Source organism: Natronospirillum sp. (assembly GCF_022565775.1).
Lineage (GTDB): Bacteria > Pseudomonadota > Gammaproteobacteria > Pseudomonadales > Natronospirillaceae > Natronospirillum.
The window spans coordinates 1-18,423 of sequence record NZ_JAIUMC010000013.1; the positions used below are offsets into that span (position 1 = coordinate 1).

At 58.4% G+C, this 18,423-nt stretch carries 17 protein-coding genes; 13 read left to right on the plus strand and 4 right to left on the minus strand.

Annotation, left to right across the window (positions count from 1 at the left end; genetic code table 11):
• The 5 genes from LAT62_RS04695 to LAT62_RS04715 all read left to right on the plus strand — a co-directional run.
• The coding region (locus tag LAT62_RS04695) for an alpha-isopropylmalate synthase regulatory domain-containing protein (protein WP_293379696.1) at positions 1 to 269 on the plus strand (269 nt) is incomplete at its 5' end.
• Positions 270 to 426: 157 nt separating this feature from the next.
• The gene (locus tag LAT62_RS04700) at positions 427 to 756 is read left to right on the plus strand and encodes a c-type cytochrome (RefSeq protein ID WP_293379699.1); all 330 of its coding nucleotides are present in this window, start codon (positions 427 to 429) and stop codon (positions 754 to 756) included.
• Between the two features lie 21 nt (positions 757 to 777).
• A complete protein-coding gene (locus tag LAT62_RS04705; protein WP_293379702.1) occupies positions 778 to 2,094 on the plus strand; it encodes an NAD(P)/FAD-dependent oxidoreductase in 1,317 nt (438 codons plus the stop codon).
• Positions 2,094 to 3,137, plus strand: a complete 1,044-nt coding sequence (locus tag LAT62_RS04710) for a YeeE/YedE family protein (RefSeq protein ID WP_293379705.1) — start codon at positions 2,094 to 2,096, stop codon at positions 3,135 to 3,137. The genes LAT62_RS04705 and LAT62_RS04710 overlap by 1 nt, the downstream gene beginning before the upstream one ends.
• Positions 3,138 to 3,230: 93 nt before the next feature.
• The gene (locus LAT62_RS04715; protein WP_293379708.1) at positions 3,231 to 4,013 is read left to right on the plus strand and encodes a thiosulfate oxidation carrier protein SoxY; all 783 of its coding nucleotides are present in this window, start codon (positions 3,231 to 3,233) and stop codon (positions 4,011 to 4,013) included.
• Here LAT62_RS04715 and LAT62_RS04720 read toward each other — a convergent pair.
• Complete coding sequence (locus LAT62_RS04720; RefSeq protein WP_293379711.1) at positions 4,000 to 5,970, minus strand: EAL domain-containing protein; 1,971 nt, start codon at positions 5,968 to 5,970, stop codon at positions 4,000 to 4,002. The two genes, LAT62_RS04715 and LAT62_RS04720, sit on opposite strands and share 14 nt — an antisense overlap.
• 159 nt (positions 5,971 to 6,129) lie before the next feature.
• On the opposite strand from LAT62_RS04720, the gene LAT62_RS04725 reads away from it, so the two are divergent.
• The 8 genes from LAT62_RS04725 to phoR all read left to right on the plus strand — a co-directional run bounded on the left by LAT62_RS04725 (position 6,130) and on the right by phoR (position 16,476).
• The gene (locus LAT62_RS04725) at positions 6,130 to 7,008 is read left to right on the plus strand and encodes a pirin family protein (RefSeq protein WP_293379714.1); all 879 of its coding nucleotides are present in this window, start codon (positions 6,130 to 6,132) and stop codon (positions 7,006 to 7,008) included.
• Positions 7,009 to 7,119: 111 nt separating this feature from the next.
• A complete protein-coding gene (locus LAT62_RS04730) occupies positions 7,120 to 8,091 on the plus strand; it encodes a phosphate ABC transporter substrate-binding protein PstS family protein (protein ID WP_293379836.1) in 972 nt (323 codons plus the stop codon).
• A 290-nt stretch (positions 8,092 to 8,381) separates the two neighbouring features.
• Entirely contained in the window at positions 8,382 to 10,688 is a 2,307-nt protein-coding gene (locus tag LAT62_RS04735) for an ABC transporter permease subunit (protein WP_293379717.1), read from the plus strand.
• Between the two features lie 15 nt (positions 10,689 to 10,703).
• On the plus strand, positions 10,704 to 12,380 hold the full coding sequence (gene pstA / locus LAT62_RS04740; RefSeq protein ID WP_293379720.1) for a phosphate ABC transporter permease PstA: 1,677 nt from the start codon (positions 10,704 to 10,706) through the stop codon (positions 12,378 to 12,380).
• Between the two features lie 33 nt (positions 12,381 to 12,413).
• On the plus strand, positions 12,414 to 13,259 hold the full coding sequence (gene pstB / locus LAT62_RS04745) for a phosphate ABC transporter ATP-binding protein PstB (RefSeq protein ID WP_293379723.1): 846 nt from the start codon (positions 12,414 to 12,416) through the stop codon (positions 13,257 to 13,259).
• Complete coding sequence (gene phoU, locus LAT62_RS04750; RefSeq protein ID WP_293379726.1) at positions 13,259 to 13,984, plus strand: phosphate signaling complex protein PhoU; 726 nt, start codon at positions 13,259 to 13,261, stop codon at positions 13,982 to 13,984. The genes pstB and phoU overlap by 1 nt, the downstream gene beginning before the upstream one ends.
• Positions 13,985 to 14,465: 481 nt before the next feature.
• Positions 14,466 to 15,173, plus strand: coding sequence for a phosphate regulon transcriptional regulator PhoB (gene phoB, locus LAT62_RS04755; protein WP_293379729.1), 708 nt, complete (start codon positions 14,466 to 14,468; stop codon positions 15,171 to 15,173).
• On the plus strand, positions 15,163 to 16,476 hold the full coding sequence (gene phoR, locus LAT62_RS04760) for a phosphate regulon sensor histidine kinase PhoR (RefSeq protein ID WP_293379732.1): 1,314 nt from the start codon (positions 15,163 to 15,165) through the stop codon (positions 16,474 to 16,476). Before phoB ends, phoR begins: the two co-directional genes overlap by 11 nt.
• A gap of 14 nt (positions 16,477 to 16,490) precedes the next feature.
• On the opposite strand, the gene LAT62_RS04765 is transcribed toward phoR, so the two are convergent.
• From LAT62_RS04765 to LAT62_RS04775, 3 genes are all read right to left on the minus strand, one after another.
• Positions 16,491 to 17,054, minus strand: a complete 564-nt coding sequence (locus tag LAT62_RS04765; RefSeq protein WP_293379735.1) for a peroxiredoxin — start codon at positions 17,052 to 17,054, stop codon at positions 16,491 to 16,493.
• Between the two features lie 77 nt (positions 17,055 to 17,131).
• Positions 17,132 to 17,611, minus strand: coding sequence for a DUF4442 domain-containing protein (locus LAT62_RS04770; RefSeq protein ID WP_293379738.1), 480 nt, complete (start codon positions 17,609 to 17,611; stop codon positions 17,132 to 17,134).
• Positions 17,612 to 17,731: 120 nt separating this feature from the next.
• Positions 17,732 to 18,199: a DUF1566 domain-containing protein gene (locus tag LAT62_RS04775; protein ID WP_293379741.1), complete on the minus strand. Its 468-nt coding sequence runs from the start codon at positions 18,197 to 18,199 to the stop codon at positions 17,732 to 17,734.
• Between the last annotated feature and the right edge of the window lie 224 nt (positions 18,200 to 18,423).

Consider the following 18,423-nt stretch of genomic DNA (forward strand, 5'->3'; position numbering starts at 1 on the left):
TGGGCCGGGGTGACGGCCCGGTGGATGCCTGGACCACTGCCATAGCCCAGCATGTCGGCTTTGCGCTGGAAGTGGATGACTATGCCGAGCACACCCTGGGCACCGGCTCTGATGCCAGGGCCGTGGCCTACGTGAAACTGCGCACCGGAAAGCGCACCTGGTGGGGTGTCGGCACCGGTGGCGACATCGCGCGGGCCGCTCTCGATGCGGTCAGCGCCGCGGTCAATCGTGAGCTGGCAGCGCGCAAGGCGGAAGTGCAAGTCGCCTGAACAGACTGAGGCAGATTGCACATTCTGTCATAACTTAAGCTTGATAAAGACTATAAAACTCGCGGTGCAAAGGTCGTAAATAGGATAACCTGTTGCAGGTAGCAGGGCCGCCTTCGGCCCGCCTGAGACAATTTGCCCGTAAGGAAAGGAGCCAATAATGAACAATCACCTCCCCTGGAAGTCAGCCTGTCTGACTGCCGTGCTGGCACTGGGAGTCAGTGCCGGTGCACTGGCTGACAGCCACAGTGCCGATCTCGACCACCTGGCAGACGAAGTGCTGGCGGGTGGATGTGCCGGCTGTCACGGCACTGACGGCGCACTGTCTGGCCTTGTGCCGGCGATTGCAGGACGTCCGGCCGAGGAGCTGGAAGCGCTGTTGCTGCAATACAAGAACGGGGAAGGTAACCCCACTGTAATGGACCGCATTGCAGGTGGATTTACCGATGAAGAACTGACCCGACTGGCTGAATTTTTTGCCAATCGCTGAGCATCTGCAGGGAGTTGATCAATGAGTAATGACAAGAAGAATCTTGGCGCGGTGTCGCGCCGCAGCCTGATCAAGGGCTTGGGGGCGGCCAGTGTGCTGCCCATGGTCAGTGCCTGTGGAACCATGACAGGTCGCGGCAGTGCGGATGCCCGCGTGGTCGTTATTGGCGGTGGTTTTGGCGGGGCTACGGCGGCCAAGTACCTGAAACGGGGTAATCCGAATCTGGATGTGACGCTCGTCGAGCCGGCGGAAGTGTTTTATACCTGCCCGTTCAGCAATCTCTATCTCGGCGGCATCCGGGAAATGAATGAAATTGCCCACAACTATGATGAACTGAAAGACGTCTATGGCGTTCAGGTGATTCACCAATTGGCGCAGGATGTAGACCCTGTTGCTCATACTGTCACGCTGGGTGATGGCACCACGCTGATTTACGACAAGCTGGTGATGTCTCCCGGTATAGATTTCCGCTGGAACGAGATCGAAGGCTACGATCAGGCAGCGCCTCAATATGCACCGCATGCCTGGCAGGCAGGCGAGCAGACTCGGCTGCTGCGCCGCCAGTTGGAAGGCATGGATGATGGCGGTGTTTTTGTGCTGGTGGCCCCCGATAACCCGTTCCGCTGTCCTCCCGGACCCTACGAGCGGGCCAGCATGGTGGCGCACTATTTCAGCCAGCATAAGCCCAACTCCAAAGTGCTGATTCTGGATGCCAAGGACAACTTCTCCAAGCAGGGTCTGTTTACCGCGGGCTGGAACGAGTTCTATGGTAACCGTATCGAGTGGGTCGGGCTGTCCGGTGATGGCCGCGTCATGCGTGTCGATGCGGTGCGTCGTGAAGTGGAAACCGAATTCGGCACCTTGCATCAGGCAGACGTGCTGAACGTGGTACCGCCGCAAAAGGCCGGAATGATCGCCGAGCGAGCCGGAGTAACGGATGACAGCGGCTGGGTGCCGGTCAATCCGGCGACCTTTGCCGCCACCATGGCCGATGACATCTATGTGGTCGGCGATGCCACCATTGCCGCTCCCATGCCAAAATCCGGTTTTTCCGCCAGCTCTCAGGGCAAGGTGGCTGCGGCCGCCATCATTGCCGAAGTGGCTGGTGAAACGCCGCCGCCAGCCTATTTCACCAACACCTGCTACAGCTTGATTGCGCCGGATTACGGTATTTCCGTGGCGGCCATCTACAAGACTGACAGCAGTGGTGAAGTCGAGGTGACCAGCAGTGGCCTTAGCCCGGCCGAGGCTGATCGCAGCACACGGGCGCTGGAAGCCCAGTATGCGCGTGGCTGGTATGAAGCCATTGCTCAGGATACCTGGGGCACGCGTTACTGATGCCTCATACAGAGTGGGTGCTGATCGCTGGTTTGATTCTGGGGCTGTTGTTCGGCGCTGTCGGTCAGCAGACCGGTTTCTGTCTGCTGCGCGGCCTGAAAAACCGGTGGGTCGAGGGTGACGGCCGCAAGTTGCGGGCGTTCGCACTGGCCATGGCGGTCGCTCTGCTGGGTACTCAGGCACTCGCCGTGCTGGCCCCCATCGACCTGGGGGCCTCTGTGCATCCGCAGCGGACTCTTTCGCTGCTGATTCCGATTGGGGGCGTCCTGTTTGGGTTGGGTATGGTGATGGCCAATGGCTGCGGTGCCCGCTCTCTGGTTTTGCTGGGTACCGGCAATCTGCGCTCACTGGTGGTCTTGCTGTGTCTGGGTATCGCGGCCTACATGACCATGTCCGGGGTGCTGGCCAATGGTCGGCTGGCAGTTGAAGGTGCCGTTCAGTTCCGCCTGCCTGCCGCTACCTGGTGGCAGTGGCTGGCCAGTCTCGGCATGGATGGCCAACTGGCCCGCTGGCTGGTTACCGTGGTGCTGGTGGTTCTGTTGTCGGCCTACGCGCTCGCCAATTCGGCGTTCCGCCGCTCCGGTCGTGACCTCGCAGGCGGGCTGCTGATCGGCCTGCTGATTCCGGCTGGCTGGTGGATTACGGGCGTACTCGGTGATGATGTTTTCGATCCGGTCCGCCTGGCGTCGCTGAGCTTCGTCGCACCAATCGGTGACTCCTTGCAGTACCTGATGATTTCAACTGGTATCAGCCTCACGTTTCCGGTTGCCGTGGTTGCCGGTATCGTGGCGGGCAGCTTCGCCCTGTCCCTGATTACTGGCGGTCTGCACTGGCAGGGGTTTGATTCCCCGCGCCATATTCGTCGCTCTGTGCTGGGCGGTGTGCTGATGGGTATTGGCGGCGTGATGGCTCTGGGCTGTTCAATCGGTCAGGGTCTGACCGGCTTCTCGACCCTGGCGATTAGCGCCTGGCTGGCCTTGGGTGGTATCGTTCTGGGTGCCTGGCTGGGTGTCAGACCATTGAAAAGCTGGGTTTCGCCCTGATCTGAAATACAGAACAGCAATCGGTTTGTAGCTAAACTGCGTACTAGAAAGCGCGAATCAAGCATGCCGGGGACCATCCGAGGGGTAACATTAATGCGTAAAATCCAGTTCGCCTTATTGTTTGCACTGTCAGTTCTTCTGGCTGGTGCTGCTGTGGCTGACGGCTCAGGCTGGGATCGGCACGATGCCGTGCGTGAAGCTGTCGGGGATGCCACACCGCAACTCGGCCAACTGCGCATGCAGATGCCCAGTGTGTCGGAAGACGGGTCTGCAGTACCACTGGAAATCAGTATTGATCACCCCATGACGGATGGCGACTACATCGAGAGTATCCGGGTGTTTGCTACGGCCAACCCGAATCCGGAAGTGGTGGACTTCTATCTGACCCCGTTGATGGGGCGGGCAGAAGTGTCTTCTCGTGTCAGAGTCAACGAAAGCCAGACTCTGTATGCCGTTGCGCACAGCAGCAGTGGCGACGTATTCGTGGCCAGTTCAGATGTGCGGGTGACGGTCGGTGGCTGCCTGATGACCAGTGATGACGATATCGCCGAGTTTGGTCAGCCCCGCGTCGCCCCGCCCAGAAACCTTGCGGCCGGGCAGCCCGGAGAAGTTCGTACTCTGGTGACGCACCCGATGGAAACCGGGCTGCGTGAGGGGCCTGATGGCGAGTTGCTGCCGCGGCGCATGATCGATACCCTGATCGTGGAATTTGAAGGTGACACCGTCCTGACGGTCAAGATGCACACGGCCGTCTCGGAAAACCCCTACATGCGCTTCTTCATGGCGCCGGAAACAAGCGGCAATGCCGTGTTCCGCTGGACCGAAGAAGAGAGTGGCGACACCGTTGAAGAACAGATGGCCTTCAATCTGTCATAAGCGCCTTCAGGAAGCGTTCGCGGAATTCGTCAACCGGCATCGGGTGCCCGAACCAGTATCCCTGAAAGCGGGTGCAGCCCGACTGCAGCAAGAACTCGTAGATGTCTTCTGTTTCGACACCCTCGGCCATGACCTCGATATCGAGGTTCTGGCCGAGGCCAATGATGGAGCGCGCGATGGCGGCGTCATTGGCATCAGTGATCAGGTCGAGAACAAACGACTTGTCGATCTTGAGCTGTGACAGGGGCAGCCTCTTGAGATAGGACAGAGACGAGTAGCCGGTACCGAAATCATCCAGGGCAAAGTTGATACCCGTGGATTGCAGCAGCATCATCTCGCGGGCGGTTTCCTCCAGGTGTTCCAGCAGGGCGGTTTCGGTCAGTTCGAACACGATCTGCTGTGGCCGCACTGAATACTGATCCAGCAGTCGGCCGACCTGACGGGTGAAGTCGTGATACAGGAATTGTCGCGGGCTGATATTGATCGACAGCGCAAAGTCTTTCGGCAGGCCACGGGCTGACCACTGCTCCAGATCGGTGAAGGCCTGGCCCAGTACCCAGTGCCCCAGACTGTCAATCAACCCGCTGTTTTCCGCGACCGGAATGAACTGGTCCGGTGGTACCATGCCCAACTCATCGTCATGCCAGCGCAGCAGTGCTTCTGCGCCCACTACCTGTCCCTTGTCGTCAAACTGCGGCTGATACCAGAGTGCCAGCTTGTCGTCCCGGATGGCGGTGCGCAGCGCCTGCTCCATGCCGGTTCTGCGATCCGTTTCGGCCTGCATGTCAGGATCGAAAAAGCGCAGGGTATTGCCGCCACGTTCCTTCGACTTGTACAGGGCCAGTTCTGCCTGGCGCAGGCTTTCTTCGACATTGAATTGCTGACCGTCCAGCAATGCGATACCCAGGCTGGGCGTACAGTGATATTCGAAATTACCCTGCACATACGGCAACCCGAGGCTGCGCCGCACACGTTCCGCCTGATTGGCGGCATGGGCCCGTTTTTGCTGCAGGTCATGGCCGCTGATGTCGCTGAGCACGGCAAATTCATCCCCACCGAGTCGGGCCACGGTATCGCCGGCCTGAGTGCTGTCCAGCAAGCGCGCAGCCACCTTCTGCAGCAGCCAGTCGCCGGCGTCGTGCCCCCGGGAGTCATTGATGTCCTTGAACCGGTCGAGATCGATCAGGGTCAGACAGAACTGGTGCTCTCCCTGTTCGGCCAGGTCCTGCGCGGCGCGCAACCGGTCGATCAGGTATTGGCGATTGGGTAATTGGGTCAGGGCGTCAAAATAAGCCAGCTCATAGGCTTCTTCATTGCGCGCTGTGAGTTCGGTGCGAGCCTTACGGATGCGGCTGAGAATGCGTCGATACTGCACGGCACTGATGCTGAGCAGCACAATGATAACAAGGGCAACCAGCATGCCGCCAAGCGCCATTGCTTGAATGCGCTGGTTTGCGGCCTCAAGTTCAGAAGTGCGCTGCAGGACCAGATCTGCCAGACCTGCCTCATAGGTTTCCAGCGACCGTTCGGCAAGCCGCTGTTCGGTGATGTCCTGAATAACGGAAAACAGGTAGGTCTGGCCATCCAGAGTGATCGGATTGCTGTGCACCTCCACCGTGCGCACCTCGCCGCTGGCCAGGCGGTGCGCAAAAATGAAGTAGTTGCGCTCCTCCTGTGCGGCCCGCTGACGCTCGGCCTGAACCTGAGCGTCCGACAACAGATTGATGTCATCAATGCGCAGTTGTCTCAGGTTGTCCGCTGTATAGCCGTAGAACTCCGCGGCCGCGCGATTGGCACTGATGATCTGGCCGTCTTCCGCTCTGATCAGCAACATCACGGCACTGTGTCCGCTGATCAAGTCATCGAACACCTGCTGCTGCGCCAGGCCGCCACCGGACACGAGGCCGAGAACGACCACCACACAGCAGCGCATCAGGGTTCGTCTGATTCGGTTCAAGGCAACAGATCTCCGCTGAACCCTGCCCTGCAGTAGTACTTCTCAGGCATTGGAGTTGGCCTTTGTCTTGTGTCGGTCACTTGAATTCTTGTCTCTCATGTATACTGAATAGCACTACAGATTACAAACCTGACCGCAGGATACACAGGTGCTCCAACAATGCAGCAAGCGATCTTCAAAATTGAGGCCCGGTACCACAATATGGCAGGGGTTCCGGTACAGCGCATTTTACCCTCCCGGACCTGCCGCGCCATTGGTCCCTTTGTATTTCTCGACCACATGGGCCCTACTGATGAACCCGCACAGGTCGCACCTCACCCCCATATTGGCCTGAGTACGCTGACCTGGCTGTTCAGCGGTGAAATGCGCCACCGGGACAGCCTGGGCAATGACCAGATCATTCGCCCCGGTGAGGTGAACTGGATGACAGCCGGACGCGGTATCGTGCACTCCGAACGCGCCGATTCCGGTGCGCCGCCATTGCATGGCTTGCAATGCTGGGTAGCGCAGTGCCGGGATGAAGAGCAGGGTGAGCCCTCGTTCCAGCATTTGGGAGCGCCCCAATTGCCACGGTTTTCGGATGACGGAGTCGACTGGACGCTGATTGCCGGGCATTGGATGGAGCAACATTCTCCGTTGGCAATCCAGTGGCCCGCTTTCTTTGTCGAAGGGCGCGTGCGAGCGCCGGGCAGTTGGCACTGGCATTATCCGGGGTGTCACGCGCTCGGTATCTATCTGGTGACCGGGCATTTGAGTGTGCGCTGGCATGACGGGCAGTCACTGTCACTGGAAGCCGGTGAGCTGGGCGTATTCCCTCCGTTGCGTGAGGGCGCAGCGCCTGAAATCACCGCCGACAGTCAGACCTGCTTCGTGTGCCTGGGTGGTGAGCCATTTCCCGAAGAGCGGTTTTTCGACTGGAACTTTGTCGCCAGTGACAAGGCGTTGCTGGCGCAGGCCCGCGCGGACTGGATAGCCGGTCGTTTTCCCTCTGTGCCGGGGGACGACAGCCGGATTCCGCATCCTGCGGAATCTTCATAAAGCAGCCACAGATCTGTCACATATCAGTCACATTGTCTCTCTATAGTCACTCTCGCAACAGGGAAATCCCTGACCTGCCTGAATTCGACAATGGAGACAGACACAATGAAAATGAACAAGTTGCTGCTGACTGGCGTGATTGCCGGTATGGCCTCTCTGGGTGGCAATGCCCTGGCCCAGGATGTAGACCCCAACCTGCCGGTTTACGAGCGTGCTTCTGGCGTGTCCGGTAACATCAGTTCTATCGGTTCCGATACGCTGAACAACCTGATGACACTGTGGGCCGAAGAGTTCAACCGCTTCTACCCGAACGTCAATGTACAGATTCAGGGCGCTGGTTCTGGTACTGCACCGCCTGCGGTTACTGAAGGTACTGCGACTTTCGGTCCGATGAGCCGCGGCATGCGCGATTCCGAAATCGAAGCGTTTGAAGAGCGTCACGGCTATGAGCCCTACGCGCTGCCGGTCGCCATCGACACGCTGGCGGTTTACGTGAACCGCGACAATCCGATCGAAGGCCTGTCGCTGCCGCAGGTTGATGCCATCTTCTCTTCCACTCGCTTCAGCGACCATCCGGAAGACATTACCCGTTGGGGCCAGGTTGGCCTGGAAGGTGCCTGGGAGAACCGCGACATCCCGCTGTACAGCCGTAACGCGGTATCCGGTACCTACGGTTATTTCCGTGACAATGCTCTGTTTGGTGGTGATTTCAAGGCCTCTATCAATGAGCAGCCCGGTTCTTCTTCCGTAGTTCAAGGTGTGGCTGAAACCATCAATGGTATTGGTTACTCCGGTATCGGATACATCACCTCTGGTGTGCGCGCCATTCCCTTGGCACGTGAGCACGGTGGTGAGATGTTCGAGCCGAACGCAGAAAACGCGGTCACGGGCGATTACCCGCTGGCGCGTTTCCTCTACGTCTACGTGAACAAGCATCCGAACGAGCCGCTGGAGCCTTCAGTTGCCGAGTTCGTGAAGATGATCTACTCACAGGTTGGCCAGGAAGTTGTCGTACGTGACGGCTTCGTACCCTTGCCCGCCAGCGCTGCAGAAAACGTCCTGCGCGATCTGGACCTGATGTAAACGCTTGACCCTCGATTGATTCAGGGAGCCTTTGGGCTCCCTTTTTTTGTCTGGCGTCCGGGTTGGGGTGCCCCTGTAGGCTGTGGCCGTTGGCCACGCATGCATGGCCGAAGGCCCCTTTCAAGCGCAGCCAAGGCAGCGCCTACAACAGTGGCTTTGCTGTAGGCGCGTGCCTTGGCCGCGCTCAACGAAGAGTAAGTCGTCCGTGACAAAACTGTCATCAAACCGTCATGAATGGCCCTTATGCTCCCCGCCATGACTCCTCCATGTCTTGCAACCGAGTAGCCACCATGACTGATCTGGTTCGTACCGAGGGCGACAACCTGCCCCCTGCACGCTCTCTGCTTCCTGACGCCGAAACCCGCATGCGACGCCGTAAGTGGCGCATGGTTCGGGATGGCATTTCTCGCTGGGGGATTACCGCCGCCGGCTTCGGCGTCATCTTTTCCCTGACGTTGATTTTCGCCTACCTCTTCTACGAAGTCGCGCCGATTCTGCGCGGTGCGCAGGTCAGCCCGCAGATCGAGTATGACATGCCCGGCCTGGCTGAAGGCGCCACTGTCAGCCACCTCGTCATGGAGCGCTACCGAACTCTTGGCGCTATGTATGCCGACGATGGCATGGTTACATTTTTTGAAATGACGGATGGCACAGTTCGGACTGCATTTCCTACCGAGTTTCCCGTAGGCACTCAGTCGACTTCGTTTGCCGCAGCCGAGCCCACACTGAATATCACGGCTTACGGTCTTAGCAACGGCCAGGCTATGGTACTGCAGCACGACTACGAGATCAGCTTTCCGGAAGGCAACGTTCGACATATTGAGCCGCAGATACTGTATCCCTTTGGTGAAGATCCGATCACTCTGGACGAGCAAGGCCAACCGCTGGAGCTCTTGGCGGTGCAGAAAACAGACCGCGGTGCGTCACGCCTTGGCCTGGCCGGGGTGACGGCGGATGAACGCCTTTTGCTGGCCATTCTCTCCACGCAGGAAAACATGATGACCGGCGAGGTCACCGTGAGCAGCAACCGTTTTACGTTGCCTGAAATCCCCGGCACGCCCGTCAAGTTGTTGCTCGACAAGGGCCTGCGCAACCTGTTTGTCGCCACAGACGATGGCATGCTGCACTATTACGACGTCAGCTCGCCAGCTCAGGCGCGACTGGTCAACAGCCTTGATGTGGGCGAGGGTGAAGCCATCACTGCGATGGATTTCCTGGTCGGCTCCATATCGGTCATTACAGGTACCGCCGACGGCCGGCTGATGCAATCTTTCGTGGTCCGGGATGCGGCCAACGAGCGCACGCTCAGGTCTGTACGCACTTTTGACCAGCATCCCGGTGCCATACGGGTGATTACCCCTGAGTACACGCGCAAGGGCTTCATCGTCGGCGACGAGACCGGCACCCTGGGCATTCATTACGGCACCTCGTCACGCACACTGCTCAAGAAGTCGATGTACGAGAATGCGGTCGAGAATATTGCCATTGATCCGCGGGTACGTGCACTGCTGACCGTTGGTGAGACCGGACGCGTGCAGGTCTCTACGCTTTGGAACCAGCACCCTCAGTTGTCGTTCAAGGCACTGTGGAACCGGGTCTGGTATGAAGGTCAGGCCGAGCCGGAGTTCACTTGGCAGTCATCGGCAGCGCGTGACGAGGTAGAGTCCAAGTTCAGCCTGGCACCTCTGACCCTGGGTACCATCAAGGCTGCCTTCTACGCCATGCTCTTTGCCATGCCGCTGGGTTTGCTCGGTGCCATCTATACGGCCTACTTCATGACGCCTAAGCTGCGCGGTGCGGTCAAGCCGGTGATCGAGGTCATGGAGGCGCTGCCTACCGTCATCCTGGGCTTTCTGGCCGGCCTCTGGCTGGCGCCCTTCCTCGAAAGCCATTTGCCGGCAGTGTTTGCCATACTGATCTTTATGCCTCTGTCGATGATCGGCATGGCGGCCCTGTGGAAGTTTGCTCCCGGGCCACTGAAGCGTATTTTCCCGGCAGGCTGGGAGTTTGTGGTGGTGATCCCGATCATCCTGCTGATCGGCTGGCTGTCCGTCTACACCAGTCCGTTTGTCGAGATTGCCTTCTTTGACGGCAGCATGCGTCAGTGGCTGACCGACAACGACATCACCTATGACCAGCGCAACGCCCTCGTGGTCGGAATCGCCATGGGCTTCGCCGTCATCCCGACCATCTACTCGATTGCCGAGGACGCGGTATTCAATGTGCCCAAGCACCTGACTCAGGGGTCGCTGGCTCTGGGGGCCACTTCCTGGCAGACCGTGGTCGGCGTGGTTATCCCCACGGCCAGCCCGGGCATGTTCTCGGCCATCATGATTGGCATGGGCCGGGCCGTCGGTGAAACCATGATCGTGCTGATGGCCACCGGCAACAGCCCCATCATGAATTTCAATATCTTCGAGGGCATGCGCACCCTGTCGGCCAATATCGCCGTCGAGCTACCGGAAACGGCAGTGGGCAGTTCCCACTTCCGCATCTTGTTCCTGGCCGCTTTGGTGCTGTTTGTGCTCACCTTCGTCCTCAATACCGCCGCAGAAATCGTGCGGCAGCGCCTGCGTCGCAAGTACAGCAGCCTTTAAGGAGCATAACGAATCATGAAGAACTGGTTTCGTAGTGGCACCCCCTGGATCTGGCTGACCGGCGGCGCAGTGGCGCTCAGTCTGGTCATGGTCATCGGCGTTGTGGGTCTGATCGCCGTGCGCGGGTTGTCCCACTTCTGGCCCGCGCCAGTAATCGCCGTTGAAATAGAAAATCTGCAGACCGGAGAAATGCGACGCGTTCTGGGTCAGATCTCGCGCTCTGAGACAGTGCCCGCTCAGGTGGCTGCGGATGCAGGCAACTATATCCCCGAAGATCGATTTGACACCCTGGTCACACGCTATCTGTTCAAGGTCGGCAACCGGGATCAGATGGGTGCCGACTTTGTCTGGCATACCGATCTGGGCATGGGTGAGTTTGCCTATCCGGATCAGGCCCTGGTACTGGAGCGCAGGGAGTGGGGTGACTTTTTCGGTTATCCCGAGGCGTTGCTGGTGGATGGCGAGGAAGTATTGACCGCTGACGATCCGGATTTTCTGTCTGAATTACAGGACCTGGTCGAGCGGAGTCTGACGCTGCATGATGATATCCGCCGGATAGAGCGGGGCGAAGTCGGTGAAATCAATCGCCAGTTGGAGCAATTGCGCCGGGATCTGCGCCGCCTTGACATCAACAATGTGACGGGCAATGCCCGCGCCGAGGAAGAGGCCCGGGTGGCCGCCGAGCGGGCGCGGCTCGACGCCGAGTATGATGTGTTGCGGGCCGAGCTGGACGTTCTGTATGCGAGTACCCGCCGCGATACGCTGCGCATGCGCATGAGTGACGATCGCACGGTATCCATACCGCTGGCGCAGATCATGCGCGTGACTCAGCCCAACAATATGTCGGTACCGGCCAAAATGGCCGAATACGCGGACCGTTTCTGGACCTTTGTCTCCAGCGAACCACGCGAGGCCAATACCGAGGGGGGCATCTTCCCGGCCCTGTTCGGAACCGTGACTATGGTGATGGTGATGTCGGTCATGGTGACGCCGTTCGGCGTGCTGGCGGCCATCTACCTGCGGGAATATGCCAAGCAGGGGCCAATTACCCGTGCCATTCGTATCTCGGTTTACAATCTGGCCGGTGTGCCTTCGATTGTATTCGGGGTTTTCGGTCTCGGTTTCTTCGTCTACTTTCTGGGCGGCAATATCGACCAGTTGTTTTTCCCCGAAGCGCTGCCGCGGCCAACCTTTGGTTCGCCGGGTCTGTTCTGGGCGTCTCTGACCCTGGCGCTGCTCACGCTGCCGGTGGTCATCGTGTCGACCGAAGAGGGCCTGGCACGGATCCCCAGCACCATCCGTCAGGGCTCGCTGGCCCTGGGGGCTACCAAGTCGGAAACCCTGTGGAAGGTGGTGGTGCCGCTGTCCACGCCGGCCATGATGACCGGCCTGATTCTGGCCATTGCCCGGGCAGCCGGCGAAGTGGCACCGCTGATGCTGGTGGGTGTAGTCAAGCTGGCGCCGTCGCTTCCCATCGATGGCAACTTCCCCTACATCCATCTGGAACGCCAGTTCATGCACCTCGGGTTCCACATCTATGACGTCGGCTTCCAAAGCCCCAATGTCGAGGCAGCGCGGCCGCTGGTCTATGCCACGGCACTGGTACTGATCCTGCTGATCATCGTGCTCAACCTGACGGCCATCAGCATCCGAAATCACCTGCGCGAAAAATATCGCAGCGAAACTGATTAACGGTTCGACTTCAACGAATTGAGAGATATGACCATGACTGAGAATACGACACCAACCCCCCGTGGGGCTTTTGTGAAGGCTGAAGAACTCAGCAAGCCGCGTGAGAAGCTGAACCTGTCGCGGGAAAAAATCAAGCTGGACGTTCAGGACCTGCGCCTGCAGTACGGCAAGGACGAAGCCTTGAAGGGCATCACCCTGGGCATTCCCGAAAAGCGGGTGACGGCTTTTATCGGGCCTTCCGGTTGCGGCAAGTCGACCTTGCTGCGCTGCTTCAATCGCATGAACGACCTGGTGGATATCTGCCGCATTCAGGGCAAGATCCTGATGGATGGCAACAATATCTATGAGCCTGACGTGGATGTGGCAGAGCTGCGGCGCCAGATCGGGATGGTGTTCCAGAAGCCGAACCCGTTTCCCAAGACCATCTACGAAAACGTCGCCTACGGTCTGCGCCTGCAGGGTGTCAACGACCGGCGCACGCTGGACGAGGTGGTCGAGAACAGCCTGCGTGGTGCAGCACTCTGGGATGAGGTGAAAGACCGCCTGCAGGACAACGCATTCGGGTTGTCAGGTGGTCAGCAGCAGCGCCTGGTGATTGCCCGCGCCATTGCCATAGAGCCGGAGGTGCTGCTGCTCGATGAGCCAGCGTCGGCCCTCGACCCGATCTCAACACTGAAGATCGAGGAGCTGATCAACCAGCTCAAGACCCGGTACACCATCGTCATCGTGACCCACAACATGCAGCAGGCGGCGCGGGTGTCCGACTACACCGCCTTCATGTATATGGGCGACATGGTGGAGTACGGGGTCACCAACGACATGTTCACCAACCCGAAAGAAAAGCAGACCAACGATTACATTACCGGGAGGTTTGGCTGATGGACGCAATGAACCTGAGCACGCACATTTCCTCGAAATTCAACGAGGAGCTGGAGCTGGTCCGCAACGAAGTCCTGGCCATGGGTGGCATGGTCGAACAGCAGGTACGGGACGCGCTGACGGCTGCGGTCGAGTCGGACAACAAGCTGGCGCAGGCAGTACTGTCTTCGGATGCGCGCATCAATGAAATCGAAATGCGCATTGATGAAGATTGCGCACGCATTATCGCCAAGCGACAGCCCACGGCCGGTGACCTTCGCCTGATGCTGGTGATCATGAAGGCTATTGGTGATCTGGAGCGCATCGGTGACGAGGCTGAGCGCATTGCCAAGGTGGCTCTGGAGTCCTTCAGCAACAAACAGCAGAAAGATCTGCTGGGCAATGTCGATAATCTGGGTCGGCTCGTACTGGCCATGCTGCGCGACACGCTGGACGCCTTTGCCCGCATGGATGTGGAAGCCGCCCTGAAAGTGCATCAGGAAGATCAGCGGGTCGACCGTGAATACGAGGCGCTGATGCGTTTGCTGATGACCTACATGATGGAGGATTCCCGGTCGATCCCGAAGATCCTGAACGTCATGTGGGCAGTGCGCTCGCTGGAGCGCATCGGCGACCGTTGCCAGAATGTCTGCGAATATATCATGTACCTGGTCAAGGGTACGGATGTACGCCACATCGAATACGAAGAAATGGAAGAAAAAATGCGCGGAGACGAGGAGGAGTAACCTCCCGGGCCTGTAGGCTGTGAGGTAAGCCACGCGCTGCGTGTGTGATAGGCCAGGGATGTCTCCGGGTTCAGGGCCCGACCGGTCAGCAACCCGCGAACAGTGGTGCCTCGTTCTGTAGGCCAACGACGTCAGTCGTGCCCGGCGCCGTCAGGCGCCCTGTCGGGCACATAGCGTGGCTTACGCCACTGGCCTACAACGCTCAGACATCTGTTCCGCTGATCCTCCGTGGCCTAGCGCGGCCAAGGCACGCGCCTACAAGGTGGCATTGTTGTAGGCGCGTGCCTTGGCCGCGCTCGGCGGCGACAGCCGCCCAAAGGGTGCAAGTGACTCTGAAGGTGCGGCCTGTCTCAGAAAGTTGGCCTTCAGCCTTTGGCGACAACCTGACCACAGCAGATGACATTCCAGTGACGGCCTGTCACATTACTGTCATTAATCTGCGCTTCAATAGACAAAAGAATCCCTCACTGAGGATTGCCCAATGTCTGATCGAACCATACTGGTCGTTGACGACGAACAGCCCATCCGCGAGATGATAGCCTCGGCACTCGAGATGGCAGGCTATGTAGCCCTTGAGGCGGCAGACGCCAAAACCGCTCACAGCCTGATTGTCGACCAGAAGCCGGACCTGATTTTGCTCGACTGGATGCTGCCCAACACCAGCGGCATAGAGTTGGCACGGCGTCTCAAGAAAGACGAACTGACGTCCGAAATCCCCATTATCATGCTCACCGCCAAAGGCGAAGAAGACCACAAGGTCCAGGGCCTGGAAGCCGGTGCGGACGACTACATCACCAAGCCCTTTTCACCCCGGGAACTGGTGGCTCGCCTGAAAGCCGTGCTGCGCCGCACCACACCGGCCGGGGTAGAACAACCGGTAGAGATTCAGGGCCTGCGCCTCGACCCGGTCAGCCACCGGGTCACGTCCAATGGGCGCCATGTGGCCATGGGCCCGACTGAATTCCGCCTGCTGCAATTTTTCATGACGCATCTCGAGCGGGCCTATTCTCGCTCTCAGTTGCTTGATCAGGTGTGGGGCGGTAATGTCTACGTGGACGAGCGTACCGTTGATGTTCATATCCGGCGGTTGCGCAAGGCCCTGGGTGAAGAGCACAGCCGCATGATCCAGACCGTGCGGGGTACCGGTTACCGCTTTTCGGAGCATGTTGAAAACCTGAATGCAGAATGACCGACGCAAGCGCCTGTACCGGCGCCTTATCCTGTTCTATCTGGCAGTACTGGTAACCGGCTACTGGACAGGGTATTTCTGGCCGCTCCTGGCCTGTGTTTTGGGGCTTCATCTCTTCTGGTATATGGTCCAGATCCACTGGCTGCTGGATTGGCTGCACGAGTTCGAAACCACCGAGCCGCATCGAGGGCATGGTGTCTGGGGCGACATTCTCGATTATCTTTGGCGCTTTCGGCGCAGTCAGCGAACCGAATTGCGACGCTTGGAAAAGAACCTGCAGCGGGTCGAAAAAACCGTCGAGAGTCTATCTGACGGACTCATCGTCATTACCCGCCAGGGCGAGCTGCAATGGTGGAATGTCGCGGCCCAGCAGATGCTGGGATTTCGTGGTGACGATATCGGCCAGGCCCTGACCAATCTGGTGCGAGACCCGCGCTTTGTAAACTGGTTCCATCAGAACCGGCGCCATCAAACCTATGTGATGACGCACCCACGGTCGTTGCGGGTGCTGCAGTTTACCAACAACCGCCATGCGGCCGGCAATCGCCTGTTGCTGGTGCAGGATATCACCCGCCTGCGCCAACTGGAGCAGATGCGTCAGGACTTCGTGGCCAATGCGTCACATGAGCTGCGTACGCCCTTGACTGTACTCCAGGGTTATCTGGAGGGCTTCTCCGACAACCGTGAGAGCCTGCCGCCCAGAACCCATCGCGCCATAGACCAGATGCAGAGCCAGACCCGGCGCATGGTCAATCTGGTCAATGATCTGATGCTGCTCACCCGACTCGACAACGCAGATGACCAAGTACCACAGGAAGTGGTGGATGTACCGGAGTTGCTGGAGCAGATCGCCGGCGATGCGCGTGAGCTGTCAGGCGAGAAGGCCCATGAAATTCGCCTGGATTGTGCGACGAAAGCACGTGTGCGCGGCAGCGAGAATGAATTGCGCTCGGCTTTCTCCAATCTGGTGTTCAACGCGGTCAACTATACTCAGCCTGGTGGCGAAATCGTGTTGTCCTGGCGTCAGGAGGGGACCAAGGCCTGCCTGGCGGTCTCCGACAATGGCATTGGCATCGCACCACAGGACATCCCGCGGCTGACCGAGCGCTTCTACCGGGCGGATCCGGGCCGATCTTCAGAAACAGGAGGCACCGGCCTTGGTCTGGCGATCGTCAAGAACACTCTGGCGCGCCACGATGCCAGCCTGGAGATCAAAAGTACCCCGGGGAAGGGCAGCACCTTTACCTGCTACTTTCCGGCAAGTCGCCTGGTGAAAACCGGCCCCATGCCCCAGTATCGCTGAATCGCGTCTGGTGGTCAGGCTGCTCTGGTCTCTTTGCTTTTTTGCCCCTCCTTCATGAAGGTGCGCACTTCCTGCAGCGGTATATGATCGCTGACATTCTGCGCGTACCAGACTCGTCGAATCAGGCCCTGCTCATCAATCAGAAAGTCGGCTGGGACCAGTTTTATGTGGGGGTTGTTGGAAGGCCTGCCGCCAGTGGCCAGGCCCTTGATAAAGGTCGGAAAGCGAAACAGCAGGGCCTTGAGCAGGGCTGAGCCAGAATGCTCGATACCATATTGGTTGTAGATGTCGAGATTGGGGTCAGCGAGCATGGTAAAGGGTCTTGGGTGGCGAGCAACAAATCGCCGCACCTGCTCATCGGTATCACTGAAAACCGCGATAATATCCAGATTCTGCGCTTTCCACTTGGGGTACTGTTGGGTCAGTTCATAGATTCGGAAGTTGCAGAACGGGCATCCGGCATCGCGAAAGAAGGACAGCATGACCCGTCTCCCTGCGTGATCGCTGAGGCGGAACGGGTTGCCGTAAATGTCTGTGGTATGGAAGTCAGTTGCCTGACAGGGGGCCTTCAATTTCATCAATCATTGTCCCTGAATTGTTTTTGCACTGTCTCGTCGTCTACGCATCAGTGGGTGAAGTCGATGATCCGGCTGTGTTAATCAGGTCGAAAGTGTGATCTGAGTCGCACATAAAGCACTCTGCGAACGCGGCAAACCAGTTCACCCTGCTCATCACGCACATAGACCACGAACTCGGGGAAATGTTTCTCGCCACTCGCCGTTGCTTTGCGAATAGAGTGTAAATCCTCGTCCTCGATATGGAACTCGGCAGTCAGGCGCCCCTTGCCGGGGGCTATGTAGTCGATGTCAGCAAACTTGTCCCAGATCAGATAGCGGTCCCAGCCAAGACAGCCGAAGAGCAGCAAGGCAAACATTGGGTCCGTCATCGAAAACAGGCTGCCCCCATATTGGGAATTGTTGACATTGCGGGTCCAGGGGCGCCATTTGAGCTCTACCCGAGCATAGCGAAAGTCGTGGCTCAGCTCGGCAATGCGAATGCCACAGAAGAAAAAGGGGGGCCACAGATTCATGATCAGACGGAACAGAAACGGGTGACGAAAAAACAGACTCTTCATGTGCCGGGCCTCAACCCTCTGTGCTGAATGTGGCTGTGCAGTATAGAGAATGCTGGGCCTGAAGGTCATGCTAAAGCCAGGTGGGTCTGTTCAATCATGAAACCGGGTCATCAATCAGATCTAGTGGTCCCTGACCAGTCTCGCGTAAATCCGGTTGTCGGTGGCAAACCAGATCTTGAAGCCATAGCGGAAATTGACATACCAGGCATAACCGTTGCGGCCGTCAAACTGATTCGATGACCAGAAATGCCCATCCGGAGTCTCCGGGAAGGCATTGAGGTTGATCGTGGGTTTGACACGACAACTTTCCACCAGTGTCAGCAATTCTTCGGTCGAAGGCAGACGCCAGCCATTCAACTGACTGGCCGCCATGGCGGCCTCTTCCCACCTCATTTCGGCAGGATTACCGACACAACTGCGTCCATTCCATTGCTGGCCCAGTGAGCAGCGCTGCCAGACCAGGCCGGTTTGCAGATCTCGGACCATGCTCTGGTCGCCCGCTGCCCTGAAGCGATCAGACGGGGTTGACTCCAGAATGCCAGTGATACATTGGTCAGACGAATCTTCGATGCCAACGGTTTGTGCCATCAAAGAAGCTGCGCACATCAGCGAAAGGCCGAATACAAGGGCTCTGGACTTATTCATACTGCACAAACCCGGATTTTATTGTTTTGCTGGGTTAGAGTTTTGGCGAGATGCCAAGGACTTACAGGCTGTTTTTATAACAGGCGCATTCGGTAAATGCAAATAATGGATAATTGGTATGACCAATAAAGGGCTGGGCGGAATGGTAATGCCTCGGCGCTGTGAGG